Source organism: Ruegeria sp. BHSC029, from assembly GCF_059613085.1.
Map to the genome: position 1 here is coordinate 394783 of NZ_JBXWRU010000005.1, position 24977 is coordinate 419759.

The 24977-nt window shown below is 62.9% G+C and carries 23 protein-coding genes; 6 read left to right on the plus strand and 17 right to left on the minus strand.

Going from position 1 to position 24977, the window contains the following annotated elements; genetic code table 11:
• The first annotated feature begins 27 nt into the window (after window positions 1-27).
• The 6 genes from AC2FML_RS14755 to nadC all read left to right on the plus strand — a co-directional run bounded on the left by AC2FML_RS14755 (window position 28) and on the right by nadC (window position 6591).
• Window positions 28-912, plus strand: coding sequence for an ABC transporter permease subunit (locus AC2FML_RS14755; RefSeq protein WP_170341801.1), 885 nt, complete (start codon window positions 28-30; stop codon window positions 910-912).
• A 10-nt stretch (window positions 913-922) separates the two neighbouring features.
• Window positions 923-1963: an ABC transporter ATP-binding protein gene (locus tag AC2FML_RS14760; protein ID WP_170359557.1), complete on the plus strand. Its 1041-nt coding sequence runs from the start codon at window positions 923-925 to the stop codon at window positions 1961-1963.
• Window positions 1963-2973, plus strand: coding sequence for an endonuclease/exonuclease/phosphatase family protein (locus tag AC2FML_RS14765; protein ID WP_496783747.1), 1011 nt, complete (start codon window positions 1963-1965; stop codon window positions 2971-2973). The genes AC2FML_RS14760 and AC2FML_RS14765 overlap by 1 nt, the downstream gene beginning before the upstream one ends.
• 143 nt (window positions 2974-3116) lie before the next feature.
• Entirely contained in the window at window positions 3117-4169 is a 1053-nt protein-coding gene (gene nadA / locus AC2FML_RS14770; protein WP_496783732.1) for a quinolinate synthase NadA, read from the plus strand.
• An 8-nt stretch (window positions 4170-4177) separates the two neighbouring features.
• On the plus strand, window positions 4178-5770 hold the full coding sequence (locus AC2FML_RS14775) for an L-aspartate oxidase (RefSeq protein ID WP_496783733.1): 1593 nt from the start codon (window positions 4178-4180) through the stop codon (window positions 5768-5770).
• Window positions 5743-6591, plus strand: coding sequence for a carboxylating nicotinate-nucleotide diphosphorylase (nadC, locus tag AC2FML_RS14780; RefSeq protein WP_496783734.1), 849 nt, complete (start codon window positions 5743-5745; stop codon window positions 6589-6591). Before AC2FML_RS14775 ends, nadC begins: the two co-directional genes overlap by 28 nt.
• Window positions 6592-6598: 7 nt before the next feature.
• On the opposite strand, the gene AC2FML_RS14785 is transcribed toward nadC, so the two are convergent.
• From AC2FML_RS14785 to AC2FML_RS14865, 17 genes are all read right to left on the minus strand, one after another.
• Complete coding sequence (locus AC2FML_RS14785) at window positions 6599-7417, minus strand: M90 family metallopeptidase (protein ID WP_496783735.1); 819 nt, start codon at window positions 7415-7417, stop codon at window positions 6599-6601.
• A 41-nt stretch (window positions 7418-7458) separates the two neighbouring features.
• The gene (locus tag AC2FML_RS14790; RefSeq protein ID WP_496783736.1) at window positions 7459-9246 is read right to left on the minus strand and encodes an amidohydrolase; all 1788 of its coding nucleotides are present in this window, start codon (window positions 9244-9246) and stop codon (window positions 7459-7461) included.
• Between the two features lie 153 nt (window positions 9247-9399).
• The gene (locus AC2FML_RS14795) at window positions 9400-10131 is read right to left on the minus strand and encodes an amino acid ABC transporter ATP-binding protein (protein ID WP_170359545.1); all 732 of its coding nucleotides are present in this window, start codon (window positions 10129-10131) and stop codon (window positions 9400-9402) included.
• Window positions 10131-10964, minus strand: a complete 834-nt coding sequence (locus AC2FML_RS14800) for an amino acid ABC transporter permease (protein WP_170369582.1) — start codon at window positions 10962-10964, stop codon at window positions 10131-10133. The genes AC2FML_RS14795 and AC2FML_RS14800 overlap by 1 nt, the downstream gene beginning before the upstream one ends.
• 1 nt (window position 10965) lies before the next feature.
• Window positions 10966-11781, minus strand: a complete 816-nt coding sequence (locus AC2FML_RS14805; RefSeq protein WP_170421190.1) for an ABC transporter substrate-binding protein — start codon at window positions 11779-11781, stop codon at window positions 10966-10968.
• A 105-nt stretch (window positions 11782-11886) separates the two neighbouring features.
• Window positions 11887-13302 carry an FAD-binding oxidoreductase gene (locus tag AC2FML_RS14810; RefSeq protein ID WP_222458314.1) on the minus strand — a complete coding sequence of 472 codons (1416 nt, stop codon included), beginning with the start codon at window positions 13300-13302 and terminating at the stop codon, window positions 11887-11889.
• 105 nt (window positions 13303-13407) lie between these two features.
• Window positions 13408-13665, minus strand: a complete 258-nt coding sequence (locus AC2FML_RS14815) for a DUF4242 domain-containing protein (RefSeq protein ID WP_093963294.1) — start codon at window positions 13663-13665, stop codon at window positions 13408-13410.
• Window positions 13666-13695: 30 nt separating this feature from the next.
• Window positions 13696-17256, minus strand: coding sequence for an AAA family ATPase (locus tag AC2FML_RS14820; protein ID WP_496783737.1), 3561 nt, complete (start codon window positions 17254-17256; stop codon window positions 13696-13698).
• An 88-nt stretch (window positions 17257-17344) separates the two neighbouring features.
• On the minus strand, window positions 17345-19081 hold the full coding sequence (locus tag AC2FML_RS14825) for a SulP family inorganic anion transporter (protein WP_496783738.1): 1737 nt from the start codon (window positions 19079-19081) through the stop codon (window positions 17345-17347).
• A gap of 65 nt (window positions 19082-19146) precedes the next feature.
• On the minus strand, window positions 19147-20829 hold the full coding sequence (locus tag AC2FML_RS14830; RefSeq protein WP_496783739.1) for a bifunctional protein tyrosine phosphatase family protein/NAD(P)/FAD-dependent oxidoreductase: 1683 nt from the start codon (window positions 20827-20829) through the stop codon (window positions 19147-19149).
• 15 nt (window positions 20830-20844) lie between these two features.
• Complete coding sequence (locus AC2FML_RS14835) at window positions 20845-21729, minus strand: MBL fold metallo-hydrolase (protein WP_170359755.1); 885 nt, start codon at window positions 21727-21729, stop codon at window positions 20845-20847.
• An 85-nt stretch (window positions 21730-21814) separates the two neighbouring features.
• Window positions 21815-22252, minus strand: a complete 438-nt coding sequence (locus tag AC2FML_RS14840; protein WP_496783740.1) for a DUF6691 family protein — start codon at window positions 22250-22252, stop codon at window positions 21815-21817.
• A gap of 4 nt (window positions 22253-22256) precedes the next feature.
• Complete coding sequence (locus tag AC2FML_RS14845) at window positions 22257-22688, minus strand: YeeE/YedE family protein (RefSeq protein ID WP_170341626.1); 432 nt, start codon at window positions 22686-22688, stop codon at window positions 22257-22259.
• A gap of 1 nt (window position 22689) precedes the next feature.
• A complete protein-coding gene (locus AC2FML_RS14850; RefSeq protein ID WP_170435773.1) occupies window positions 22690-22905 on the minus strand; it encodes a YgaP family membrane protein in 216 nt (71 codons plus the stop codon).
• A 96-nt stretch (window positions 22906-23001) separates the two neighbouring features.
• Complete coding sequence (locus AC2FML_RS14855) at window positions 23002-23667, minus strand: Crp/Fnr family transcriptional regulator (protein WP_496783741.1); 666 nt, start codon at window positions 23665-23667, stop codon at window positions 23002-23004.
• Between the two features lie 177 nt (window positions 23668-23844).
• Window positions 23845-24231 (minus strand): Cu(I)-responsive transcriptional regulator, encoded by a 387-nt coding sequence (cueR, locus tag AC2FML_RS14860; RefSeq protein ID WP_093963300.1) that lies wholly within the window; start codon window positions 24229-24231, stop codon window positions 23845-23847.
• Between the two features lie 13 nt (window positions 24232-24244).
• A partial coding sequence (locus tag AC2FML_RS14865; protein ID WP_496783742.1) for an HAD-IC family P-type ATPase occupies window positions 24245-24977 on the minus strand: 733 nt, incomplete at its 5' end.

Sequence of the window (24977 nt, forward strand, 5' to 3'; positions counted from 1 at the left end):
ACAATGACCGAAGCACATACCCCTGCGATGGCGTCCGCCACTTCACCCACCCAAACGCGAAAGCGCGGCATCCGACTGTCCACGATCCTTGATCACACGATCCTGATCGTCGGATCGTTGTTCATGATGCTGCCGCTGCTGATGATCTTCCAGATGACGACCGTTCCGGATGTCGAGGTGATCAAAACCGGACCCAGCCTGACGATCGGGGACGAACTTGGCCCCAACTTCCAGAAGGCAATGTTCGAGGCCTCGGGCTTTTCCGGCCAGAACACGGGCATGAACATGCTCAAAAACTCGTTCATCCTGGGCATCGGTTTTGCCCTCGGCAAGATCATCATCGGCATGATGGCGGCCTATGCGATCGTCTATTTCCGGCTGCGCTTTGCCACGCTGGCTTTCTGGGTGATCTTCACCACGTTGTTGCTGCCGCTGGAGGTGCGCATTCTGCCCTCGTACGAAGTGGTGCAGAAGCTGGGGATGCTGAACACCTATCAGGGCCTCATCATCCCGCTGATCGCCTCGGCCACCGCCACGTTCTTCTTCAGGCAGTTCTTCCGCTCGGTTCCAGAAGAGTTGGTCGAGGCCGCGCGGATCGATGGCGCCGGCCCGGTGAAATTCTTCATCGACATCCTGGTGCCTCTGTCGCGTACGATGATTGCGGCGATGTTCATCATCATGTTCGTGTTCGGGTGGAACCAGTATTTGTGGCCCACGATGATCACCACCGAAGAGGACATGTTCACCCTGGTGCGCGGGATCAAGCAGATCACGCAGGTGCTGGAGGGCAACCGCATTCCCGAATACGGCCGGGCCAACCTGCTGGCGATAATCGCCATCATCCCCCCGGTCATGGTCGTCATCTTTTTCCAAAGCTGGTTCGTCAAGGGCCTGACGGAATCCGACAAGTAAGGCAGAATCAATGGCTCAGGTATCCCTGAAGAACATCAGAAAAATCTATCCCAACGGCGCCGAGGCGCTGACCCCGTCCAGTTTCGACATCGGTGATGGCGAATTCGTGGTTCTGGTCGGTCCGTCGGGCTGCGGAAAGTCCACTCTGCTACGCATGGTGGCCGGCCTGGAAGAAATCACCGAAGGCGAATTGACGATCAATGGCCGCGTCATGAATGACGTTGACCCGGCCGATCGCGACATCGCCATGGTGTTCCAGAACTATGCGCTGTACCCGCATATGACCGTGCGCAAGAACATCGCCTATGGTCTGAAAAATCGAAAGACGCCCAAGGACGAAATCGACCGCAAGGTGGCCGAAGCCGCTTCGATGCTGAACCTGAACGAGTTTCTCGACCGCAAGCCCTCGCAACTGTCGGGCGGTCAGCGCCAGCGGGTTGCCATGGGGCGGGCCATCGTGCGTGATCCGGCGCTGTTCCTGTTCGACGAGCCGCTGTCGAACCTGGACGCCAAGCTGCGCAACCAGATGCGGATCGAGATCAAGGCGCTGCAGCGGCGTCTGGGCGTGACCTCGATCTATGTCACCCATGACCAGGTCGAGGCGATGACCATGGCCGACCGCATCATCGTGATGAACGCGGGCCGGATCGAACAGATCGGTACCCCGGCCGAGATCTATCACCGCCCGGCCTCGACCTTCGTGGCCAGCTTCATGGGCGCTCCGCCGATGAACCTGATCGGCGCACGTCTGGAGGGCGGCCGCGTGATGATCAACGGCGACACGGTGCTTGCCACGGCCGAAGGGTCTGGCGCGGTGACTGTAGGTGTGCGGCCCGAAGATGTACTGATCGGGGCTGAGGGCTCGATCGCTTTTCACGTCGACATTATCGAAGAGCTTGGCGCGCACCGCCTGTTGCACGGGCGTCTGGCGGATCAGGAGTTCACGATCCACGTGGGCAAGGATGTCGAAGCCGCGCCCGGAGAAACGCGGATCTCACTCAAGCCCGACGCGATCAGCCTGTTCCACCCGGAAACCGGAAAAGCCCTGTGATCACGAACATCGTGTCGTCTTTGCCACCGGTCTCGGATGATGTCCGAGACCGCATATTGGCAGCGCCGCGAACGGCCGAGGCGCACCGCGCCCTGATGGCGCAGACACCGGCGATGAACGCGGTGCAACTGGGCGGAAACGCAACCCGGGACGTTCTGGGTGCACGTTTCTCGGCTGCGGCTTGGAATGTGGAACGTTGCCTGTTCCCCGAAGAAAGCGCAGCCCACCTGGCGGCTGCGACCCCGGACATCGTTCTGCTGTCCGAGGTGGACCACGGTATGTCCCGTACCGGTCAACGTCACACGACGGCAGAAATGGCCGACAAGCTGGGTATGGCCTACGCCTTTGGGGTCGAGTTCCACGAACTGGATCTGGGCGGCCCGACCGAGCGCGCTTTTTGCAAGGATGATTTCAACACCCTCGGGTGGCATGGGAACGCGATTCTGTCCTCGGTTCCGTTCAAACGCGTGGCCATGATCCGTCTTGACGACCATGGCCACTGGTTTGCGGCCGAGTCCGGGGCGTCGGATCCGCAACAACCGCGGCTGGGTGGCCGAATGGCGATTGCAGCAGAAGTCGCGACCGAGAACGGGCCTGTATGCGTGGTTTCCACCCATCTGGAAAGCAATGCTGCGGCGGCGCATCGCCATACGCAGTTTCAGCTTCTGCTGGATGCGCTCGATGAGTTTGCGCCCGGGATGCCGGTGCTGATCGGTGGCGATCTGAATACCGGCAACCACCTGCCACCGGATTTCGACTGGCGCCGGGAAACCCTGTTTGCTCTGGCCGAGCAGCGCGGCTTTTCCTGGGAGTTCACGACCGAAGGCCACACTACCCGGCCCAGCCTGATCACGCCGCACCCGGACCGGGTGATGAAGCTGGACTGGTTCGCCGGCAAGGGGCTGATCTGCCGCGACCGGGGTCTGCTGTCGTCGCTGACCGCCGACGCCAAGCCGCTCTCGGATCATGACTGCGTCTGGTGCGCGGTTGAGGTGCCTGACGCCGGGTGACTCCGGCCTGTCCGCGATATTTGGTCACGTGGCCCAACGTCCCGTTGAATTTCGGGGCGTTTTTTCGCGGTTCGACTGTGGAAAACGGTTTGGAAACCCCATAAGAACGAGGCCACCTATTCAACAGGCGGAAAACCAGTCCAGTGTTTGACCTCCCCGCGCAGCGCGCGCATCTTGCCGAGAAATTCGATCTGACCCCGTCGCCCGAGCTGGCCGCCAGCATGAGCGACATCTACGCCCGCATGTCGCGAGTCGTCACGCCAGCGGATTGGGCGATCTACGCGCCCTATGTCAAGGCGATCAACGATCTGAAAGCCGAACGCAACGCGGTGATCCTGGGCCACAACTACATGACGCCCGAAATCTATCACGGCATTTCGGACTTCGTCGGCGACAGCCTGCAGCTGGCCATCAAGGCGACCGAGGTCGAGGCCGACGTGATCGTGCAATGCGGTGTGCATTTCATGGCCGAGACCTCGAAGATCCTCAGCCCCGAAAAGACGGTTCTGATGCCAGACATGGAGGCCGGCTGTTCGCTGGCCGAGTCGATCACCGCCGAAGGCATTGCCGAGATGCGCCGCCGCTATCCCGGCGCGCCGGTCGTGACCTATGTGAACACCACGGCCGAGGTGAAGGCGGCATCCGACATCTGCTGCACCTCGTCCAACGCGGCGCAGATCGTGGCGGCGATGGACAGCAACACGGTCATAATGACTCCCGACCAGTACCTGGCGCAGAACGTGGCCCGCGACGTGCCGCAGAAGAACGTGGTCTGGTGGGAAGGATCGTGCATCGTGCACGAACAGTATACGGCGCAGGACCTGCGCGAGTTCCGCGAATGGAACCCGGGCACCCGCCTGATCGCGCATCCTGAATGCCCGCCCGACGTGGTGGCCGAGGCCGACTTCTCGGGTTCGACCAGCGGCATCATCAAATACGTCACCGACGAACAGCCCGAAAAGGCGATGCTGATCACCGAGTGTTCGATGGCGTCGAACATCGCCGACGCGCTGCCGCAGGTCGATTTCGTCGGCCCCTGCAACATGTGCCCCTACATGAAGAAGATCACGCTGGAAAAGGTGCTGTATGCGCTGGACACCATGACCGGTCAGGTCGAGGTTGACCCCGACGTGGCGGAAAAAGCGCGCCTTTCGGTTCAGCGGATGATCGACCTGTCGCGCAAACTGGGAATTTGATCGGGGCGATGCAGACGGTCTCGACCCCTCGGGTGGTCATCATCGGCGGCGGGCTGGCCGCGGTCTATACCGCGCTCAAGCTCGACCCGCACCCGGTGGTGATGATCTCGCCCGAGCCGCTGGGCTCGGGTGCCAGTTCGGCCTGGGCGCAGGGCGGGGTGGCGGCGGCGATGGACCCGTCCGACAGCCCCGAAGCCCATGCCCGCGACACGATGCGCGCCGGCGCAGGATCGGTCCTGCAGGAGGTGGCCGAGTTCGTCACCCGCGCGGCGCGGGATCACATTCTGGACCTTTCCGATCTGGGCACCGGGTTCGACCGGGACGCCGATGGCGGATTCATCCAATCGCAGGAGGCTGCGCATTCGGTGGCCCGCGTGGTGCGTGTCAAAGGCGACCAGGCCGGCGCCGAGATCATGCGCGCCCTGATCGCCGAACTGCGACGGCGTGCTTCAGTCCAGGTGATCGAAGGGGCGTTGGCCGTGGGGCTGGAAAGCGACGGGGCCAAGGTCTCGGGCGTATATCTGGCGCCGACCGACGCGCCGGGGACCGAACCGGTGCTGCTGCGCGGGGCGGCGCATGTACTGGCCACGGGCGGGTCGGCGGGGCTCTATGCTCGGACCACCAACCCGGCGCGGATCCGCGGGCAGGGGATCGGCATGGCGGCACGGGCCGGGGCCCGGATCGCCGATGCCGAGTTTATCCAGTTTCACCCCACCGCGATCGACGTGGGCGAAGACCCGATGCCACTGGCCACCGAGGCTTTGCGTGGCGAGGGCGCCGTGCTTATCAACCGCCACGGCGAACGGTTCATGCAAAGCATCCACCCGGATGCCGAGCTGGCCCCGCGTGATGTCGTGGCGCGCGCCGTCTATCTGGAAACCAAGGCCGACAACCGGCCCGCGCTGGATACGCGCGCAGCGATCGGCGCGGCGATCCGCAGTCAGTTTCCGGCGGTGACCGAGGCCTGCCTGCGCAACGGTGTCGACCCCGTAACTCAACCGATTCCGGTGGCGGCGGCGGCGCATTACCACATGGGCGGCGTGGCCACCGACCTGAACGGCCGCAGTTCGCTGGCCGGGCTCTGGGCCTGTGGCGAAGCGGCCTCGACCGGGTTGCACGGGGCGAACCGGCTGGCCTCGAACGGTCTGCTTGAGGCGCTGGTCTTTGCCCGCGCCTGCGCCCGTGACATTGCGGGCACCCTGACGGTGGCCGACGCGCCCGAGGTGCGGCTGGGCCTGCCGTCCGGCGGCACCGAACCCGACCCCCAAGCCGTAGCCGAACTGCGCCAGGTCATGACTGATGGCGTGGGGGTGGTGCGCGACGCGGACGGGCTGCGCCGCGCCTTGGGCCGGATCGCCGTGTTGGAGTCGCTGCACGGCCAGTCGCACCTGTTCCGAAACATGACAGCAACCGCCACGCTGATCGCGGCAGCAGCGCTGATGCGCACCGAAAGCCGCGGCGCGCACTATCGGTCGGATTGTCCGGTTACGGCCGAAGGGCCGGGGCGGCGGTCTGATCTGACATTGGACGAGGCCGTGGCGCTGCGGTCGAAAATCTTCAAGGAAACCGCAAAATGCATCATGCCACTGTCCCCGACCTGATCCTCGAACCGATGGTTCGCGCCGCCCTGACCGAGGATCTGGGCACCTGCGGCGACATCACTACCCGCACCGTGATCCCGGCGGACGTGACCTATGCCGCACGGCTGAACGCGCGCGAGGATGCGGTTGTGTCGGGCATGCAGGTTGCGGCCCTGGCGTTCCGGCTGGTGGACCCGACGTTGAAGATCACGCCGCTTGTGGCGGACGGGGACCGTTGCACCAAGGGCCAGACCCTCATGGAGATCGCCGGCAGCGCGGCCTCGATCCTGTCCGGCGAACGCGTGGCGCTGAACTTTGCCGGTCGTCTGACCGGGGTGGCGACCCTGACCGCCGGGCTGGTGGCGCAGACCGCCGGGACCAGGGCGCGCGTCACCTGCACCCGCAAGACCACACCGGGCCTTCGGATCGTCGAGAAACTGGCCGTGTTGCATGGCGGCGGGTTCAACCACCGCCATTCGCTGTCCGACGCGATCCTGATCAAGGACAACCACATCGCCGCCGCCGGCGGCGTGAGCGCAGTGCTCGAGGCGGTCAAGGCGCGTGCGTCGCACATGATGAAGGTCGAGATCGAAGTGGACCGGCTGGACCAGCTGGCCGAGGTTCTGGAAACCGGCGGCGCCGATGTGGTGCTGCTGGACAACATGATTCCGGACATGCTGGCCGAGGCCGTGGCGATGGTGGATGGGCGTCTGGTGACCGAGGCGTCGGGCAATGTCACCGTGGACACGGTGGCCGAGATCGCGGCCACCGGGGTTGATTACATCTCGTCCGGGGCGCTGACCCATTCCTATCGGACAGTCGATCTGGGTCTGGATTTCTGATCACGGATCACGATGGTTTCGGCCATTCGATTGGATCCAGCCGGAAGTATCGGGACAGCTGTCCGTAGAATTCGGGCGCGGTTTCCCTGAGGGCCTCGGGGCGTTCGAAGAACAGCTCGACCGTGACGGCAAAGAACTCTTCGTGTCCCGTGGCGCCATAGGGGTCGATCACAGTGCGCCGGCCTGTCTCGACCGCGTGCAGATGCGCGTCATACGCGGCCAGAAAAACACGTTCCCACTCGGCATAGCTTTGACCCTTGGCCAGTACGGGCACGCCGTTGGTGCCGCCGGATAGATCATCCAACTGATGCGCGAATTCATGAAACACGACGTTGTGTCCGTCATGATCGTTTGCCGCGCCCTGCCGGCTGTGCGCCCAGGACAGGATCACCGGCCCCCGATCCCAGCTTTCGCCGGTTCGGATGACCTCTTGTTCGGTCACGACATAGCCGCTGTGCCGCTGTTGGCGGGACTTGAAGGCATTGGGATAGATCAGGACCGTCGTCAGATTGTCGTACCATTGGTCCGAGTTGACGACCAGAAGGCAGGCTTGTGCTGCGATCGACAGACGCATCTCGTCCGTGACCTCCAGCCCGTCGCAGCCGATGAAATCGACCTGATTCAGGAACAGGTTGATCTTGCCTTCCAAAGTGGCGCGCAGCTTGGCAGGCAGCCGCTCGAGGATCGGCACCGTCGCGTGGATGGTCCGCCGCTCCTCATCGCTCAGCGGTGTTTGCAACAGCTCGGCCCTGGCCCTGGACTTCGACCAGAAATACCAGGCCAACAGACCGGCGATTGTCGCAACAAGGCTCAGAAAAAGCACCATGTGGCGACGGTATCTCTATTGCCCCACCTCGGAAAGCCTATTCATTCGGTCGAGGGCTGCGTGAAGTCCACCAGCCAAGGCCGTTCGACATCCATGCCCTGATACAGCGCATGCAGCAGCAGATGTGCCGTCACCGGGTCGGGGGCAAGGGGGCGTCTGTCCAGTCGCCCCTCCTTGACCGCCGTATCGGCGTCGAAGATCACCGCATCCTCTTTGATGGTGGTCACCACACGAAGCTGGGCAAGCGTTTCGGGGTCGACCGCGGTCGGGTCATCCGAAAGGATCACGAAATCGGCCAGTTTGCCCACCTCGATCGATCCCTTCTGGTCTTCCTCGAAATGCTGCCATGCCGGCCAGATCGTCATCGCCTTGAGCGCCGTCATCACATCGACCCGTTGATGCGGGCCCAGGATGTCGCCAGATCGGGTGCGCCGGGTGACCGTCGCGGCCAGAACCCGCATGCTGTCGGGAAACGCCACGGGCGCGTCGTGATGCGTACCGAACATCATGCCGCGTTCCGTCACCCAGCCGGTGGGCGAGATGTTGTCGGCATTGACCGGACCGACCGTGTGGTCGCGGTGCCAATCGCCCCAGTAAAAGGTGTGCATCGGAAACAGCGACGGGAACACGCCCAATCGTTTGAGGCTGGCCACCTGATCCTCGCGCAGGAACTGACCATGCACCAGAACCGGCCGGTTGCCCGGATCGCCATAGGTCAGCCGCGCCTCGTCGATGGCGGCGATCAGCATGTCCGTGGCCCCCTCGCCATTGGAATGGGTCAGGATCTGGTGGCCGTTCTCGAAACACCAGTTCACCGCATCCTGCAACTGTTCGCGCGTGATGGCGGCGTATCCGGCATAGCCGGGCGGGTAATCCCCGACCGGATCGTAGTAGGGCCGATCCCGCAACGCGGTAAACCCTTGCGGCGAACCGTCGATTGTCAGCTTGCACCCGCCGACTCGCACCCCGTCGGCATAGGTGCGCGAGGCGTCCGACTCGATGAAGTCGCGCGATTCCAGAACGTCGGGAAAGGCCACGACGTCGATGGGAAGGTCGCCGTCCGCGGCCACCCGGCGCAGGGCTTGAACCGCCGCGCCCGAGGTGCGCCCCTCTTGCGCGGTGGTGTAGCCAAAGCGCGCCCACATCCGGCTGCCGGCGCGCGCGAAAGTCTGCAGCCCGTCTTCGCCGACACTGCCAAGCAGGGGCACCAAGGCGCCGAAAAATGCGTATTCCTCCAACACGCCGTTCGGCTCGCCGGCCTCGTCCTTTCGGATCACACCTCCGGGCGGGTTCTCGGTTTCTGCGGTGATCCCGGCCAGTTCAAGTGCCTTGGAATTGCCCACCCCCAGATGGCCCGATTGGTGGATGATCATGATCGGAACGTCGCGCGATACCGCGTCCAGTTCGGAACGGGTGGGGTGGCGCAGCTCGGCCAGTTGCGCGTTGTCATAGCCGAAGCCGATGATCATCCCCATCGCTTCGACCGTGTCGCTATTGGCCTCGGCCCACGCGGACAACGCCGCCTGCAGGCTGTCAATGTCGGTGACCGTGCCATCCGGTGGTGCCAGCAGGTTCGCCGACAAGGCTTGCAAACCGCCCATGACCACGTGACCGTGGCTGTCGACAAAGCCGGGCAACATTGCGCGCCCGTCCAGATCAAAGATCGTCGTGTCGTCGCCCTGATGGCTGCGCATCTCGGCCAGTTCACCTGCTGCGATGATCCGCCCATCCTTGACCGCGACCGCCTGTACCGTGGGCCGGGCGTCATCGATCGTCAGAATCGGACCACCGGTATAGATCGTGTCAGCGACCTGTTGGGCCAAAGCCATGTTGCTGAGGGTAAGGCCGGCAGCAACGCACACGGCAGACAGGGTTGAAAGACGCATTCCGAACCTCCAGCAGCATATGGCAGTTCGGTGGACTCTAGCACGAAGTTGGCGTCCGGTCCCTGCAATGTTCAATTTTTGAACCGGCGCCGGCGTTTACTTGAGCGCGCGCGCCAGAAATTGCCGTGTGGCGTCTTGCTGCGGGTGGTCGAACAGCTGCTCGGGCGGGCCTTCCTCGACGATGCGGCCGTTCTGCAGGAAACACACCTTGTCTGCGGCCTGCCGGGCAAAGCCCATCTCGTGCGTGGCCATCACCATCGTCATGCCCTGCTGTTTGAGCATCAGCAGCACGTCCAGAACCTCGCCCACCAATTGCGGGTCCAGAGCCGAGGTAATCTCATCGAACAACATCACCTCGGGCTGCATGGCCAGGGCGCGCACGATGGCGACGCGCTGCTGCTGTCCACCAGATAGTTGGTCGGGATAGTTGTGCATCCGGTCGGCAAGCCCGAAGCGTTCGAACATCTCTTCGATCTGGGGCAGCAGCTCGGCGCGCGTGCGGCCGCGCACGCGGCGCGGCGCCAGCATCACGTTGTCCAGCGCCGTCATGTGCGGGAACAGGTTGAAGCTCTGGAACACGATGCCGATGCGCGCGCGCACCGATTGCGGATCCAGCCCGGGCACCGAGATGTCGACCCCGTCCAGCAGGATCTCACCATCCTCGATCGGTTCGAGCAGGTTGATGCAGCGCAGAACGGTGGATTTGCCTGCCCCCGAAGCGCCGATCAGGCAGACCATCTGCCCCTCGTCCACGGTCAGGTCGATGCCGTCGCAGACGGTGCGGTCGCCAAAGCGTTTGACGACGTTTCGCAGGTTCAGTTTCGACATTAGCGCCGCTCCCTCATCTGCTTGGCCATGAGGTGGTCGGCATAGCGCGTCGCCGGGATGGTCACGATCAGGAAGATGATCGCCGCGCCCACGTAAGGCGTGAAATTGGCCAGCAGCGATTTGAACACGCCCGCCTGGCGGAAGATCTCGACCGGGCCGATGAAGCTGAGCAGCGACACGTCCTTTTGCAGCGCGATCAGCATGTTCATCTGCGAGGGCACGACGTTGCGGACGGCCTGCGGCAGCACCACGTCGCGCATCACCTGGCCTTCGGTCAGGCCCAGCGACAGGGCGGCGGCGCGCTGGCTGTGATGCACGCTGTCGATGCCCGAGCGGAAAATCTCGGCCACATAGGCCGAATAGGTCAGGATCAGCGCCAGCGACCCCCAGATATAGGGTGAGTTCCACGGTCGGGTCAGGCCCAGCCCGGGAATGCCGAAGCCGATCAGATAGACGGTCAGGATCACAGGCACGCCGCGGAAGATGTCGGTGAAAGCCGCGCCGAAGATGCGCAATGGGAACAGCGCGGGCGATTTGGTGTCGCGAGCCAGCGCGATCAGCAGCCCCAGCACCGCGATGGCCGGTGCCGACCAGGCAAAGATCATCACGTTGATCTTAAAGGCTTCGAGCAGCTTCGGGAAGGTCTTGACCAAAACCTCGCCGTTGAAAAAGCTCTGCTGGACCTTTGCCCAGCCCGGCGCCAGCGGCACCAGCACGATCAGCGCCACGACGACCAGAACGGTGCTGGTCGCGGCGATCCGGATCGACCGCCGCCGCTGCTGCGCCTCAAAAAGTTCGCGGCGGGTCGGGCCCGCCGTTCTGTTTCGTGTCATGTCACTTGATCAGCGGAACGCCCGTCGTGTCCTGCAGCCATTTGGCCTCGATCTCGGCCAGCTTGCCGCTTTCGGTCAGCGCAGCGATGGCCGCATCCACGCAGGATTTCAGCGGGTTGCCTTCCTCCATCAACATGCCGAACTGGTCGGGGTTGTCGCCTTGATCGGCAGGGAACTGGCCGATCACCTTGGACCCTTCGATCATCACCGCGCTCAGGAACAGGGCGGTAGGCAGGTCGAACAGCGCGGCGTCGATCTGGTTCGCGGTCATGGCCGCGTTCACATCGGCATTGTCGCCATAGAGCAGCGGGTCGGCATCCGGCTGGATCACGCTGGCCAGTTTCGGCACGGCGGTGGTCGACCCGACCGCGCCCCATTGCAGGCCCTTCAGCGCCTCGAGCGTGGGCGGGGTATCAACGGCGTTTGCGCTGACCAGAACCGCCATCGGTGCGGTGTAGTAGGGGGCCGAGAAATCAACGACCTGATCGCGTTCGGGCGTGATCGAGTATTGCTGGATGTTCACGTCGAAATTCTTGGCGCCGGGCTGGATTGCTTCGTCAAAGGACGACCGGACCCAGACCACGTCATCCGCGGCAAAGCCCATCTCCTCGGCCACGGCATAGGCGACGGCGGCTTCAAAGCCCTGGCCGGACTCGGGCGCGTCGTCCATCACCCACGGGTAATAGGCCGGGTTTCCGGTGGCCACGGTGAACTTGCCCTCGGTCAGGGTCTTGCCCGCGGCGCAATGCCCGTCCGCAAGGGCCGAAGTTGCGGTGAACGCAAGGGTTGCGGCCGCGATCGAAAGCATCTTGGACATGAGTCTGGGTCTCCTGTTGGGAATGTCGGGCCCACGGTAGTGTTGCCCGCCGACCCTGTCCAGTTGGTCGCGGTCTATGCCAGACACTGCAAGAAGTTCAAGCCGTCACGCGGGTGGAATGTTGTGGTTCACCCGGAACAGGTTGCCGGGATCGTACCGCCCCTTGATGCGCGACAGCTGCGTGGCATTGGCCCCGTAGGCGCCGGACAGGTGGTCGGCCTCGTCCGCTGGCATGAAATTGACATAGGCACTGCCGGTTGCATGCGGCGTCATGCGGTCATAGAGCGCGCGCGCCCAGGCAATGCAGGTGTCATCCTTGGCCGGATCTTCCCAACGGGTGTGCACGTTCATGATGAAATGGGCCGAGCGTTGGGGATAGGCTGTCGCCGCAGCCTCGACCCGGGCCATCGCACCGCCGACATGGGCAACGAACACCTCGCAGGACGGGTCCGGAAGGGTCGAGATACTGTCCAGAAGCCCTGCAATTGCATCCGCGGGCAAGGCATCAAAATCGTGGCTTTTCCAATAGTTTCGCGCGCCGGGGGTCAGCAGGGGGTCAAAAGCGGCCTGCCAGTCGACGAAGGCGTGCGGCGAGATTACGTCCACGATCGGGTCTCCGAGGGCGCGCAGCGGCTCCATCGCGGCTTCGCCGTTTTCGATGGGACCTGCATAGCAGGCGGCAAAGATTAGCACCTCGCGCCCGTGCCAGTCTTCGGGAAGGAAGGGCAGGGGAGGGGCCTTGCGCATCACCGTCCAGACCGTCAACTCGTCAGGCGCAGTGTCAGCGATCCGCGCGTATTCGGGCAGCAGAGCGGGGCCCTGCTCGATCGGATGCACCACAAGGCCGGACAGTACCTGCGGCCCCAGCGGGTGCAGGTGGAACTCGAACGAGGTAACCACGCCGAAATTGCCGCCACCGCCGCGAATGGCCCAGAACAGGTCCGGGTGGCTGCTTTCCGACGCGGTCACGATCGAGCCATCGGCCAGAACAACCTCGGCCGAGATCAGGTTGTCGATGGTCATGCCGAACTTGCGCGTTGTCCAGCCAAAGCCGCCGCCCAGTGTCAGCCCGGCGATCCCGGTGGTCGAGTTGATGCCCGTCGGAACCACCAACCCGTGCGCCTGCGTCTCTCTGTCAACGTCACCCAGAACCGCGCCCGGCGCCACACGCGCGGTGCGCGCCTTCGGGTCGACATGCACCGATTTCATCCGTGACAGGTCCAGCATCACCGCATCATCGGCTACCGCATGTCCGGCGATCTGGTGACCGCCCGAGCGGACGGACATGATCAGCCCTGCCTCGCGCACGAAATTCACGGCCTTTTGCACATCGCTGGCCCCGAGCGCCCGGATCACAAAGCCGGGTTTGCGGTCGACGATGCTGTTCCAGGTGGTGCGGGCACTATCGTATTCGGGGCTGCCGGGAAGAAAGACGGATCCACGCAGAGACGCGTCCAAAGCGTCCAGCGCTTCTTGGTCCACGGTTTTGGTGCTGCCGTTCAGCGTTATCAGGTCAAACATGATCAGTCCTCCAGATCAGGTGGACAGGTTTCCTGCGGTGCTGCCTCGGGCAATGGGTTGTGCGGCCCATTCGAGCGAAGGGCGCGCAATGCAAATTTGGTCGTGTCAGGCGAAGATGCCGGGATCGATCCGATCAACAGGCGTGATGACGTCAGCCGGAATGTTCAGACGCTTTGCCGCCTTGCGCAGGCTTTCCGCGTCCGGCGCCTCGTATAGACAATAGGTTTTTCGCTTGTCCGCGCTCAGGAACGAGAAAATCCACTCGATCCCTTCTTCGTCGTTGATTTCCTTGATCTTTACCTTGTCATCGTCGCCAAGCTCAAGCTGTTCGGCGAAGTTCCGTTCGATGATGTACCTTGGCATTATGCACCCCCCTGCGCATGTGCTCGGAGTCTAAGACGCGGATCCTTCAAGTTTTGACCTAAGGGAAACCATACCCAATTCCCGGGCAGTTGCCAACGCTTCGGCCTCAAGCGACAGGGCCGAGCGCAGATCCTGAGCGCGACCGCGACGGCGAAGAGCCCAGGCGCGCGCGGCTTGGCTGTGGGCGATCCACGGCGGCGCGGCCATCGCTGTGTCCACTTGGATCGCGGTTTCGAACAGCTCGTCGGCGGTGTCCCAATCACCCAACGCGGCGGCCAGCGCTCCCAGCCGCCGGGCCGCGGATCCGGTGCAGACGGTTGTCGCGCCGGCCGTGATCGTCAGGTCCCGGTAGGGCAGCAGCTTGTCGATCAGCGTTTGGGCATGGTGCGTGTTCTCGACCGCGACGCAGATATCCGCCAGATAGGACAGCGTGGTCGAGTACATCGCGTCCTGAGGCAGGTCAAAACCGGTGTCCGCGATCTCATTGAGAATACGCTCGGCGGGCCCGCGAAACCCCAGTTCGGCGGCTATCAGGCCGAATCCGGGTTTCCAGCTGGTTTCGCCGGGGCTGTCGGACATGAGCCGCTTGATCACAGGGGCCACTTCATGCAACCGGGCCTGCTCGCGCCGGATGGTGAACATCTGAACGCCGTAGACACCCTCGACATGGGCGCCGTGTGTCTGCCGCCCGATTTTGACGGCTTCGCTCGCATAGGTCTCGGCGCGTTCAAAATCGCCATCCAGGATGGCCACCATTGCACGGGCATGGATCTGGACCCAGTACAGCTGTCGGTGGTTGTCCTTGTCCGAGATCTCGGTCAGCAGTTCCAACGAGGTGTCGACCAACTGGCGGTCCGCCATTTCGGCACCGACAAACAGGCTCAGGGTACGGTCGCGACCCTGATCGATGTTTCCAAGCTTTTCCGCCACTTCGTGCATGGATTCGAGGTTCTTGCGCCAGTTCAGCCGATCTTCGCCCTGGCGCGCCACGAAGGGAGCGCCGAAGCGGGTCATCATGACGGCGAACCGGGATTTGTGATCGCCCAGCCGGGCGGCCAGTTCCATGCATTGCTGGCCATATTTAGTGCCCTCGGCAAAGTCGCCGATGAACATGTAGGCGCGGGCGATCTGGGCCATCAGACGACACCGCCGAACCTCATCTGTCGGTGGCAGGCTGTCCAATGCCTCGAAGCACAGGCTGATCGCCTGGCCGTGCCGTTGACCGGCCATCATGCATGAATCGGCGAAGTGATGCGCCGCGTCGGCAGCAAGGTCCGTCCGGCCTGAGTGCCGGGCGGCGTCCGAGGCTTCCTTCAGTTTGGCGATGCCTTCCGGCAACCTGCCTGCGCTGTCGTAGCTGCGCCCAAGCAGCAGGTTTCCAACGATCGTCTGAGGGCTTTTTTCGTCGCCGAGTTTTTGCGCGGCCTTCAGGGTTTCCGTCGCATTGGCCAGGGCTTCCTGGCTGGCCGACCGTGACAGAGCCATTTCCGTCGCCGCGCGCCACCGGTCATAGGCGGCAGCCCAGTCTTCGGCCTCGGTCAGGTGCCGGGCGGCCAACTCGGGGCGTCGTTCAATCTCGGCCGACCGCAACTCCATCAGCGCGCGGGCGACATTGGCGTGTTGGGCCTTGCGTGTGCTGCTGAGCATGGACTGATAGGCGGTGTCCCTGATCAACGCATGGCGGAATACATAATGCCCTTTGTGGTGCCCGCTTTCAAAGACCAGACCAGCGCGGCACAGCTCAGCCAGACAAGTGTCGAGCTCTGCCGGGGCTTCCGGCATCGACGCGGCAAGCAGAGCCGGTTCGAACTCGCGACCGATAACGGACGCGGCAAGAGCCGTTTGTTTGGCGTCGGGCGATACGGCGTCCAACCGGGCCATCAACGCTCCGCTCAGGGACGAGGGCACGTTCACACCGACCCCGCCGGTTTCGTGTATGGCGCGGGTCAGTTCCTCGACAAAAAGCGGCACGCCGTCGGTTTTGTCGACAATCAGGTCGACCAATTCCGGATCCGGATCGCGTCCCGAGACACGTTGCACCAGATGGGCGACCTGCTCGGCATCAAGTCGCCCTAGGTGCAGGGTTTGCACATGGCTGTCCCCTTCGGTCTTCTGCATTTCCCAGCCGGGGCGATGCGTGATCACGATCAGAAGGGGAAGGTCGACGCACAACGCTTTGAAACGATCCAGCAACGCGTGGGTCGAGGCGTCGATCCAATGGGCATCCTCGACAAACAGGATGACCGGACGTTGGACGGCCCGGGCCTTTACCGTGGTGATCAGCGCTTGGATCGTCAGGTCTCGCTGTTCCTGGGGCGACAGTTGCAGGACCTGCTGGGCCAAGGTGCTGCGCGGGGCGACCAAAGCGGCGAAGGCAGGTAGAACAAGGTCCAGATCCAGTCCTTGCCGCTGGGCCAGCATGGCGTGAACACTCTCCTGCACCCTGTCGTCGTCAAAATCCGGGTCGACGCCCGCATCCTGTGAAATCCGTTCGGCAACCGGGTGAAACGGGCTGCTGGTCAGATAGGGTGAGCAGTTCAGTCTGATGATGTCGGCCTTTTGGACCACACTTTCGTCCTGCAGAAACTCCTCGATCAGGCGCGACTTGCCGATTCCCGCTTCGCCTGACAGCAGGACCACTTCGCCTTTGCCGTCCTGCGCGTGTTTCCAGGATTGCAGAAGGATGCCCTTTTCAAAACTGCGGCCGATCAGGAACCCGTGGGCTCCATCCCCGCGAACCGCATGGAACCGGCTTTCGGCGCTGCGCTCACCCATGACCTGAACCAGGTCGTGGGCGACATCGAAGCCTTTCAGGGGCACGCTGCCCAAGGATGAAACCTCGAACACGCCATCCAGTGACCCTGTCAGGTCTGCACGGGGCATGACGACGGCGTTTGCCGGGGCTTTTTCCTGCAACCTGGCGGCCAAGTTCAACACCGGTCCGGTCATGGCGCCTTCTTCGAACGAGTTTTCACCGATCGCGTCACCGACAACCACGTCGCCGCTGGCGATGCCGATGCGCACGGCGAGTGGAGTTCCGTCGGGCGTCGTCATCTGCCGGACCCTTCGCACGGCTTCGAGGCCAGCTTTGACGGCCCGAATGGCGTGATCCTCATAGGCGCGGGGCCACCCGAAAAAGACCAACAGCCCGTCGCCAAGGTATTTTGCGACATATCCTCCATACCGGCTGACAGCACCTGCAACGGAATCCTGGTATCGCTGCAACAGGATCCGCATGTCTTCGGGGTCGATCCGGTTGGTCAATTCGGTCGAGCCGACGAGATCGGCAAAAAAGACCGTCAGATGGCGCCGTTCGGCCGGAGCGCGCGACGGTTGCCCATCCGTGTCGGGCCGTATTTCGGCTGCGGCTGCTGCGATGTCAGATGTTGGCTGCTCGGGCGTTTGTTCATCAGACAGGACGCGGGCGGCAGCCAGAATGACCTTGCGGTGTCCGAGGCTGACTCCAAGCTCTCGGAGATCGTCATTGGTCAGCAGAGGCAATACGCGTGCATCAACGTCATTTTCCGCAAAGGTCTCTGCGTATTGGCCCAGACCAAGATCGTTCAGCCATGTTTTGACCGTGAACCCCATTGACGGATCATGCGTGGTTGCAATTCGTCAATCAAGCGTGAGGAATAAACTTTACATAATCATGATTACGCGGCTCAGGGATCAGAACTCATTCCGCGGCCCACGTGATCCGGTCAGGCGCGGTCAGTCTTTGCCAAGCGTCATATTGCGACAGGAAGACCTGCCCGTTCAGGTCGTCGAGGAAATGTGACTGCTTCAGTCGGTCCATGACCGGGCCCTTGACCTCACTCAGGTGCAGCCCGACACCCATGTCGCGCAGGCGGTGGTTGATCGCCTCAAGGCTTTCGAGCGCTGAGAAGTCGACCTCGTTCACCGCCGAGAACATCAGTACCACGTTGCGGATCTCGCAACCCTCGGTCACGCGCGACTGGATCAGATCCTCGAGGAAGCGGGCATTCACGAAATACAGGCTTTCATCCACCCGCAACGTGACCAGCGTGGGGTCGGTCTGGACCTTGTGGCGCAGGATGTTGCGGAAGTGTTGAGTGCCCGGCACCAGCCCCAGTTCGGCCACATGTGGACGTGAAGTCTTGTAAAGATGCAGAAGGATCGAGATTGCCACGCCGCTGGCAACACCCGCTTCGACGCCGGCCATCAGGGTCAGGACGATTGTAGCGGCGACGGCGGTGAAATCGGCCCGTGAATAGCCCCAGGTCTTTTTGAGTATTGAAAAATCCACCAGGCTAAGCACCGCCACGATGATCGTCGCGGCCAGCGTCGCCTTGGGCAAGAAATAGACAAGCGGGGTCAGGAAGAGTGCGGCAACCGCCAGCCCAACGGCGGTGAAGGCACCGGCCGCCGGGGTCTCGGCGCCCGCGTCGAAGTTCACCACCGAGCGCGAGAATCCGCCGGTGACCGGAAAGCCCCCGGTGAAGGCGGCGCCCAGATTGGCCGCGCCCAGGCCGATCAGTTCCTGGTCGGGATCGACGCGCTGACGTTTCTTGGCCGCCAGCGTCTGCGCGACCGAGATGCTTTCGACGAAGCCGATGATCGAGATCAGGATGGCGGGCACCAGCAGCGCGCCGATCAGGTCCGAGGACAGCCCCGGCAGGGTCAGCGGAGGCAGGCTTTGGGGCACCTCGCCCACGATCTTGACGCCGCGCGCGTCCAGCCCGAAGGCCCAGACCGCCATCGTGGTTGCCACTACCGCCACCACAGGCCCGGCCTTGGTCAGCACATCGGCCAAAAGCGGCGGTACGCCCATGCGCCGCAGCGCGGGTTTGAGGTTCTTGCGCACCCAGAACAGGAAGGCCGTGGCCAGTGCGCCGATTACCACCGTAATCCCGCTGGTCTGGTCCAGATGCGCCAAGATAGAGCCCAGCATCTCGGGCAGGGTATGGCCATGCGCGCTGACCCCCAGGATGTGTTTCAACTGGCTGGTGGCGATCAGAATGCCCGAGGCGGTGATGAAACCCGCGATCACCGGATGAGACAGGAAGTTGGCCAGAAAGCCCAGCCGGAACACACCCAGCAACACCAGGAACCCGCCCGACAGAAAGGCCAGTGTCAGCGCCGCCACCGCATAGCCGGCGGTGCCCTGTTCAGCCACCTGCCCCACGGCGGATGCGGTCAGCAGCGACACCACCGCCACCGGACCCACCGCCAGCGCCCGGCTGATGCCGAAGATCGCATAGAGGATGATCGGCACGATCGAGGCATAGATACCCGCCTCGGGCGGCAGCCCCGCCAGCAGCGCATAGGCCAGCGATTGTGGGATCAGCATGATCGTCACGATCACCGCGGCGATCAGGTCATTGGACAGCGCCGCCCGGTCATACCGGCGGCCCCAATCCAGAATTGGCAAGTATCGCAACAGGTTGTGCATCGGTTCCACGTTCAAGAGGGCACAGGGCGGGTGTTGGATGGCGCAGGGCAAGAAGCCCTAGCGACCTATTCGGCCGCCACGTTCAGCGGCTCGGGCTTGGCCATCCATTCCTTGCCCTTCAGCATCGCCGACCAATAGACCGGCGGCAGCAGCTTTTCCTTGAGGACCCAGGCCGCGCGGCTGGGTTTGGTGCCGTCGATCAGGAACTTAGGGAAGCTGGGCTTCAGGACACCGCCATAGCCGAACTCGGCCAGCACGATCTTGCCGCGTTCCACCGTCAGCGGGCACGAGCCGTAACCGTCATAGGCCGCCACCGGGCCGCGGCCCTCGATATCGGCCACGATGTTGTCGGCCACCACCGGCGCCTGCTTGCGGGCAGCGGCCGCGGTTTTCGCGTTCGGCGCGTTCATCACGTCGCCCAGCGACCAGATGTTGTCAAAGCTCTTGTGGCGCAGCGTGGACTGATCCACATCGACCCAACCCGCCGCATCTGCCAGCGGCGATACCCGGATGAAGTCCGGCGCCACCTGCGGCGGGCAGACATGCATTATGTCGAACTCGACCGTCACCTGCTCGGGCTGCTCGTCGGGCTTGGCGACCTTGAACGTGGCGGTTTTCGCCGCCCCGTCCACCGCCACCAGATTGTGGAAGAAGTTCAGCGTGGCGTCGTATTTCCTGACATACTCCATCAGCGCCGGGACATAGTCCTTGACCCCGAACAGCACCCCGCCCGCATTCATGAACTGGATGTCGATATCCTTCAGAACCCCGCGTCGGACCCACGCATCGCCCGACAGGTACATCGCCTTTTGCGGCGCGCCCGCACATTTGATCGGCATCGGCGGCTGGGTGAACAGCGCCCGTCCCACCTTCAGCCCTTCGACCAACTGCCAGGTATAGGGCGCCAGGTCATAGCGATAGTTCGAGGTCACGCCGTTGCTGCCCAGCGTTTCCTCCAGCCCTTCGACCGCACCCCAGTCCAGCTTGAGCCCCGGAGTCACCACCAGACGGTCGTATTTGACCACTCGGCAACCATCCAGAATGACGGCGTTGTTCTGTGGCTCGAACGCGGCCACGGCGGCCTTGATCCATTTGACCCCGCGCGGGATCAGCGCGCCCATGGTCTTGGCCGTCTGTTCCGGCGTGAACACGCCGCCGCCCACCAGGGTCCAGCCGGGTTGATAATAGTGCACATCCGACGGGTCGATGATGGCAATCGACAGGTCGGATTTGCGCGCATGCAGGCTGGCGGCGGTGGCGATGCCCCCTGCCCCGCCGCCCACGATCACCACGTCAAAGGACGCGTCGCCGGTGTCGGTGGGCGTCTTGCCGCCATTGGCGATGCGGCGGGCCACGCCGCTCATGTCATATCCGGCAGCCTTGGTTGAGGTCAGGATGTCAGGCAAGGCTCGGCCCTGCGCGGCCTCGTGCAGCGACCAAAGCGTGGCCGAGCGCGTGCCCGTCCGGCAATAGGCCAGGATCGGACCTGGCAGTTCGGTCAGGGCTTGACCGAAGGCCTGCGCGTCCTCATCCCGAACCAGGCCAGTCTGGACGGGAACGTACCGGGCTTCGATGCCAAGCTTTTCTGCAGCGGCCTCGATTTCCTCGAATGTCGGTTGGTCGGACCCTTCACCGTCGGGGCGATTGCAGATGATGGCGCGGAAGCCCGCGGCCTTGATCGCTTGGATATCGGCAAGCGTTACCTGTGGCGACACCGAGAGTGCGCCCGAAATCTTCCGGATTTCCATTGTTGTCTCCTGCGGTCAGATCTTGTTGACCGGAACCTTGAGCATCTGGTTGCCGTCCTTGTCGGTCGGGATGTCACCCGCCCGGATATTGACCTGGATAGACGGGATGATCAGGGTCGGCATCGCCAGCGTCGCGTCACGCTCGGTGCGCATCTTGATGAACTCGTCCCGCGACTTGCCGCCGCCCACATGAATGTTGTGCGCCTTTTCCTCGGCCACCGTGGTTTCCCAGCGGATGTCGCGACCGTTGGGACCGTAATCGTGGCACATGAACAGGCGGGTTTTGTCCGGCAGGCTCAGCACCTTCTGGATCGAGTCGTAAAGCGTTCCCGCATCTCCGCCCGGAAAGTCGGCTCGGGCCGAACCACCATCGGGCATGAACAGCGTGTCACCCACAAACGCCGCATCGCCCATCACATGCACCATGCAGGCCGGTGTATGGCCCGGTGTGTGCATGGTGAAGGCGGTCATGTTGCCGATCTTGTAGGTCATGCCATCGGTGAACAGTGCATCGAACTGGCTGCCGTCACGCTGGAACTCGGTGCCTTCGTTGAAGATCTTGCCGAAGACCTCCTGCACGATCTTGATGTTCTCGCCAATGCCGATCTTGCCGCCCAGCTTCTGCTGGATGTAGGGCGCCGCCGACAGGTGATCGGCATGGGCGTGGGTCTCGATGATCCACTCCAGTTTCAGGCCCTGCTTTTCGATCTCGGCGATCAGCAGGTCGGCATGTTCGAATGTGATCCGGCCAGCGGCATAGTCGATGTCCATCACGCTGTCGATGATCGCGCAGGCGTTGGATGTCGGGTCCGAAACGATGTAGCTGATCGTCGCCGTGGCCTCGTCGTAGAAGCCCTGAACCTTGGGTTTGACGCTCAGATCAACCGGATATGCGGAAATTGGTGTCGCGATTGCGTCAGCCATTTTCTGGTTGTGGGTGTCGATTGCCTTTTGGTCGGTCATGATCGTGCCTCCTCTCTGACGCTCAGGCCTTGGCCGAACGTGTAATCAATGGTTGCCCTTGCAGAATGCGCGCCAGGGCCAGCCCGGCGGCGACCGCGCCCAGAAACAGCAGAACCTCCCACCGTCCGGTGCCCAGGGCCGGAATTGCCGCGCCCGGGCAGAATCCTGCGATGCCCCAGCCCACGCCAAACAAGGCTGAGCCGCCGACAAGCTTCATGTCGATGTGCTTTGCGCCCGGAATCTGGAACCGGTCCGCAAAAAGCGGCGCGGCGCGTCGCCATATCAGGCGATAGCCGATGAATGTCACCACCAGCGCACCGCCCATAACGAAGGCGAGGCTGGGGTCCCAGGTTCCGGCCAGATCGAAGAAGTTCAACACCTTGGCCGGGTTCATCATGCCCGAGATCGCGATGCCTGTGCCGAAGACAAGGCCGGTCAGGAACGTATGGAGCAGTTTCATTGCCTCACCCTCCGAATACGTGGCGGATCACGAAAACCGTGATGGCGGCAGTTACCATGAAGGTCGGAACGGCAACCAGGGACCGGGTCGACAACCGCGACAGGCCGCATACGCCGTGACCCGAGGTGCACCCCGAGCCGAGGCTGGCGCCCAGGCCGACGATGACTCCGCCGACCACGATCATCAGCGGGCTGATCGGTACCTCGATAGCCGGCATGGAGCCGGTCAGCACGTAGATCAGACCCGGCGCAACGATCATTCCGGCAACAAGCGCCAGACGCCAGGAAAACTCGGACCCGCTGTCAGGAAAGACCAGACCGGACATGATACCGGTGGCACCCATGATGCGGCCGAGGCCCAGCATCAACAACACGGCGCCCAAGCCTATCAGCAGGCCGCCGCCAAAGGATGCAAAAGGCGTGAATACGGTTTCCATATTATCTGGTCCTGCAGGTTTTGATGCCCAAAAGCGTGTACACTGGGCAGAATTTCATGGTCGCGGTCAACAGCATGATGATGCCGACGATCACAGCGCCATATTTGAAAAGGGGTGCGGCGAACAGGGCCAGCCCGCTGAAGATTGCCAGGTACAGCAGGACCAACCCAAGAGCTGCGCGCAGCGTGCGGTCGATCGTTCCGACGTTGTTGGTCATATCGCCCTCCATATTCAGGTTTCTGAATGGCATATATGACGCCAGGAGCGTCTCTTCAGTGACAATGTCACGAAAGCCGAAAAGATTCCCGAAAAATCAGGTGCTGTGGGCCAAAGCCTGCAAAGCCGTTGTGTCGGTGAGCGTAATCTTGCCCCGGGATTGCGAAACCAACTCGCGTTTCTGGAAGTCGTGCAGCACCCGCGAGACAACTTCACGCGCGGTTCCCAGTTCGCTGGCCAGTTGTTGATGTGTGGCCTGCACCTCGTTCGCGGGATCGGCCAATGCAAGCAGACGTTCCGCCAGCCGGACATCGATCCGGCCGAAGGCGACGTCATCGACCACACGCAGAAGGTCGATCAATCGGCGGGAATAGGCTTGGAACACGAAATCGCGGAACGCGTCCTCTTCCGCAGCTAGGCGGTCGAAGGCAAGCTTGGGCAGGACGATCGCGGTGACATCTGTTTCAGCAATGCCTTCGGCGTTATAGGCCTCTTCGGCCAGCATACATGCCGTGGTCAGCACGCAGCTTTCGCCGGCTTCAACCCGATACAAGACGATTTCGCGCCCCGTATCCGAGCTTTGTGAAACGCGGATCCGGCCTTCGTACAGAAACATGAGGCTGTCCGGCACATTGTCGGGCCCGAACACCTGGGCCCCGTTCGGGAACTTCACGATCCGCGCGGCCGCGCGCAACCGGGCGCGTACCGCATCGGGCAGGTGGCTGGTTCCGTGGAACCGCTGGGTCCAGTCAGTGATTGTCATGTGGCTGCTTGCATGGGTGGCCCAAAGCCCTCGTAGATCATTACGGTTCTGCCGTCTTTCGCCCGGCCTAGACGATACGTTCGTAACAACGCGTCCTGTGCACCTGCCGCATGGCCTAGGACAGAACCGTGGTCGCGATCAAGGGAAAGCGCCCGAAGGTGCCTCGAGTCTATCCTTTCAGTCGCGACCCAGATCCTTGAGGATCGGACAATCCGGGCGGTCATCTCCGGCGCATTCCTGGATCAGGTGCGACAGTGTTTCGCGCATGGCTTTCAAACCTTCGATCTTGGCATCGATCTCTTCGAGGTTCTGTTTGGCGATCCGCTTGACGTCCGCGCTGGCGCGGTGCTTGTCCTCGTACAGCGCCAGAAGCGAGCGGCAGTCTTCGATGGTGAACCCCAGCGACCGCGCGCGCCCGATGAACGCCAGCTTGTGCAGTTCTTTCTCGTCGAAATGGCGGTATCCATTGGTCGAGCGTCTGGGTTTGATGAAACCGATATCCTCATAATACCGGATGGTCTTGGCCGGCAAACCCGAGCGTTCGGCGACGTCCCCGATGTTCATGGCGGCTCCTTTCCTATTCGGCGGGTGTGGGTGCGTGTGCAATGGTCTGCGGTTTGCGGTCGGATCCGCTCGGCGGCCGGGCCGCCTTGACCCAACGCAGCCGCAATGCGTTTGACAAGACGAACACGCTGGACAGCGCCATGGCGCCAGCCGCCAAAACCGGGGACAGCAAGGGTCCGCCAAAGGGATAGAGAACTCCCGCGGCCACCGGGATCAGCAGCGTGTTGTAGCCAAAGGCCCAGAACAGGTTCTGCCGGATATTGCGCATGGTGCGCTGGCTGATATCGAAGGCGTTGACCACGCCGATCAGATCGCCCGACATCAGCACCACGTCTGCGGCCTCGATCGCAACGTCGGTCCCGGTGCCGATGGCAATGCCGACATCCGCGGCCGCCAGCGCCGGAGCGTCGTTGATCCCATCACCGACAAAAGCCAACTTGCCGCCGTTCACGCGCAGGTTTTCCAGTGCAGCGACTTTGCCTTCGGGCAGGACTTCGGCGACGACTGTGTCGATCCCAAGCTGTGCTGCGATGGCATCGGCCGTCGCCCTGTTGTCGCCCGTGATCATCGCCACTTTGAGCCCCAGCGCGTGCAAGGCTTCGATGGCCTCCGGTGTGCTGGGCTTGATCGGGTCGGCCACCGCGATTGCGGCGGCAGCGGTTCCGTCGATTGCGGCGTAGAGCGGTGTTCTTCCTTTGGCGGCCAGCGACGCGCCGTGATCTGACAGCGCACTGATGTCGATGCCT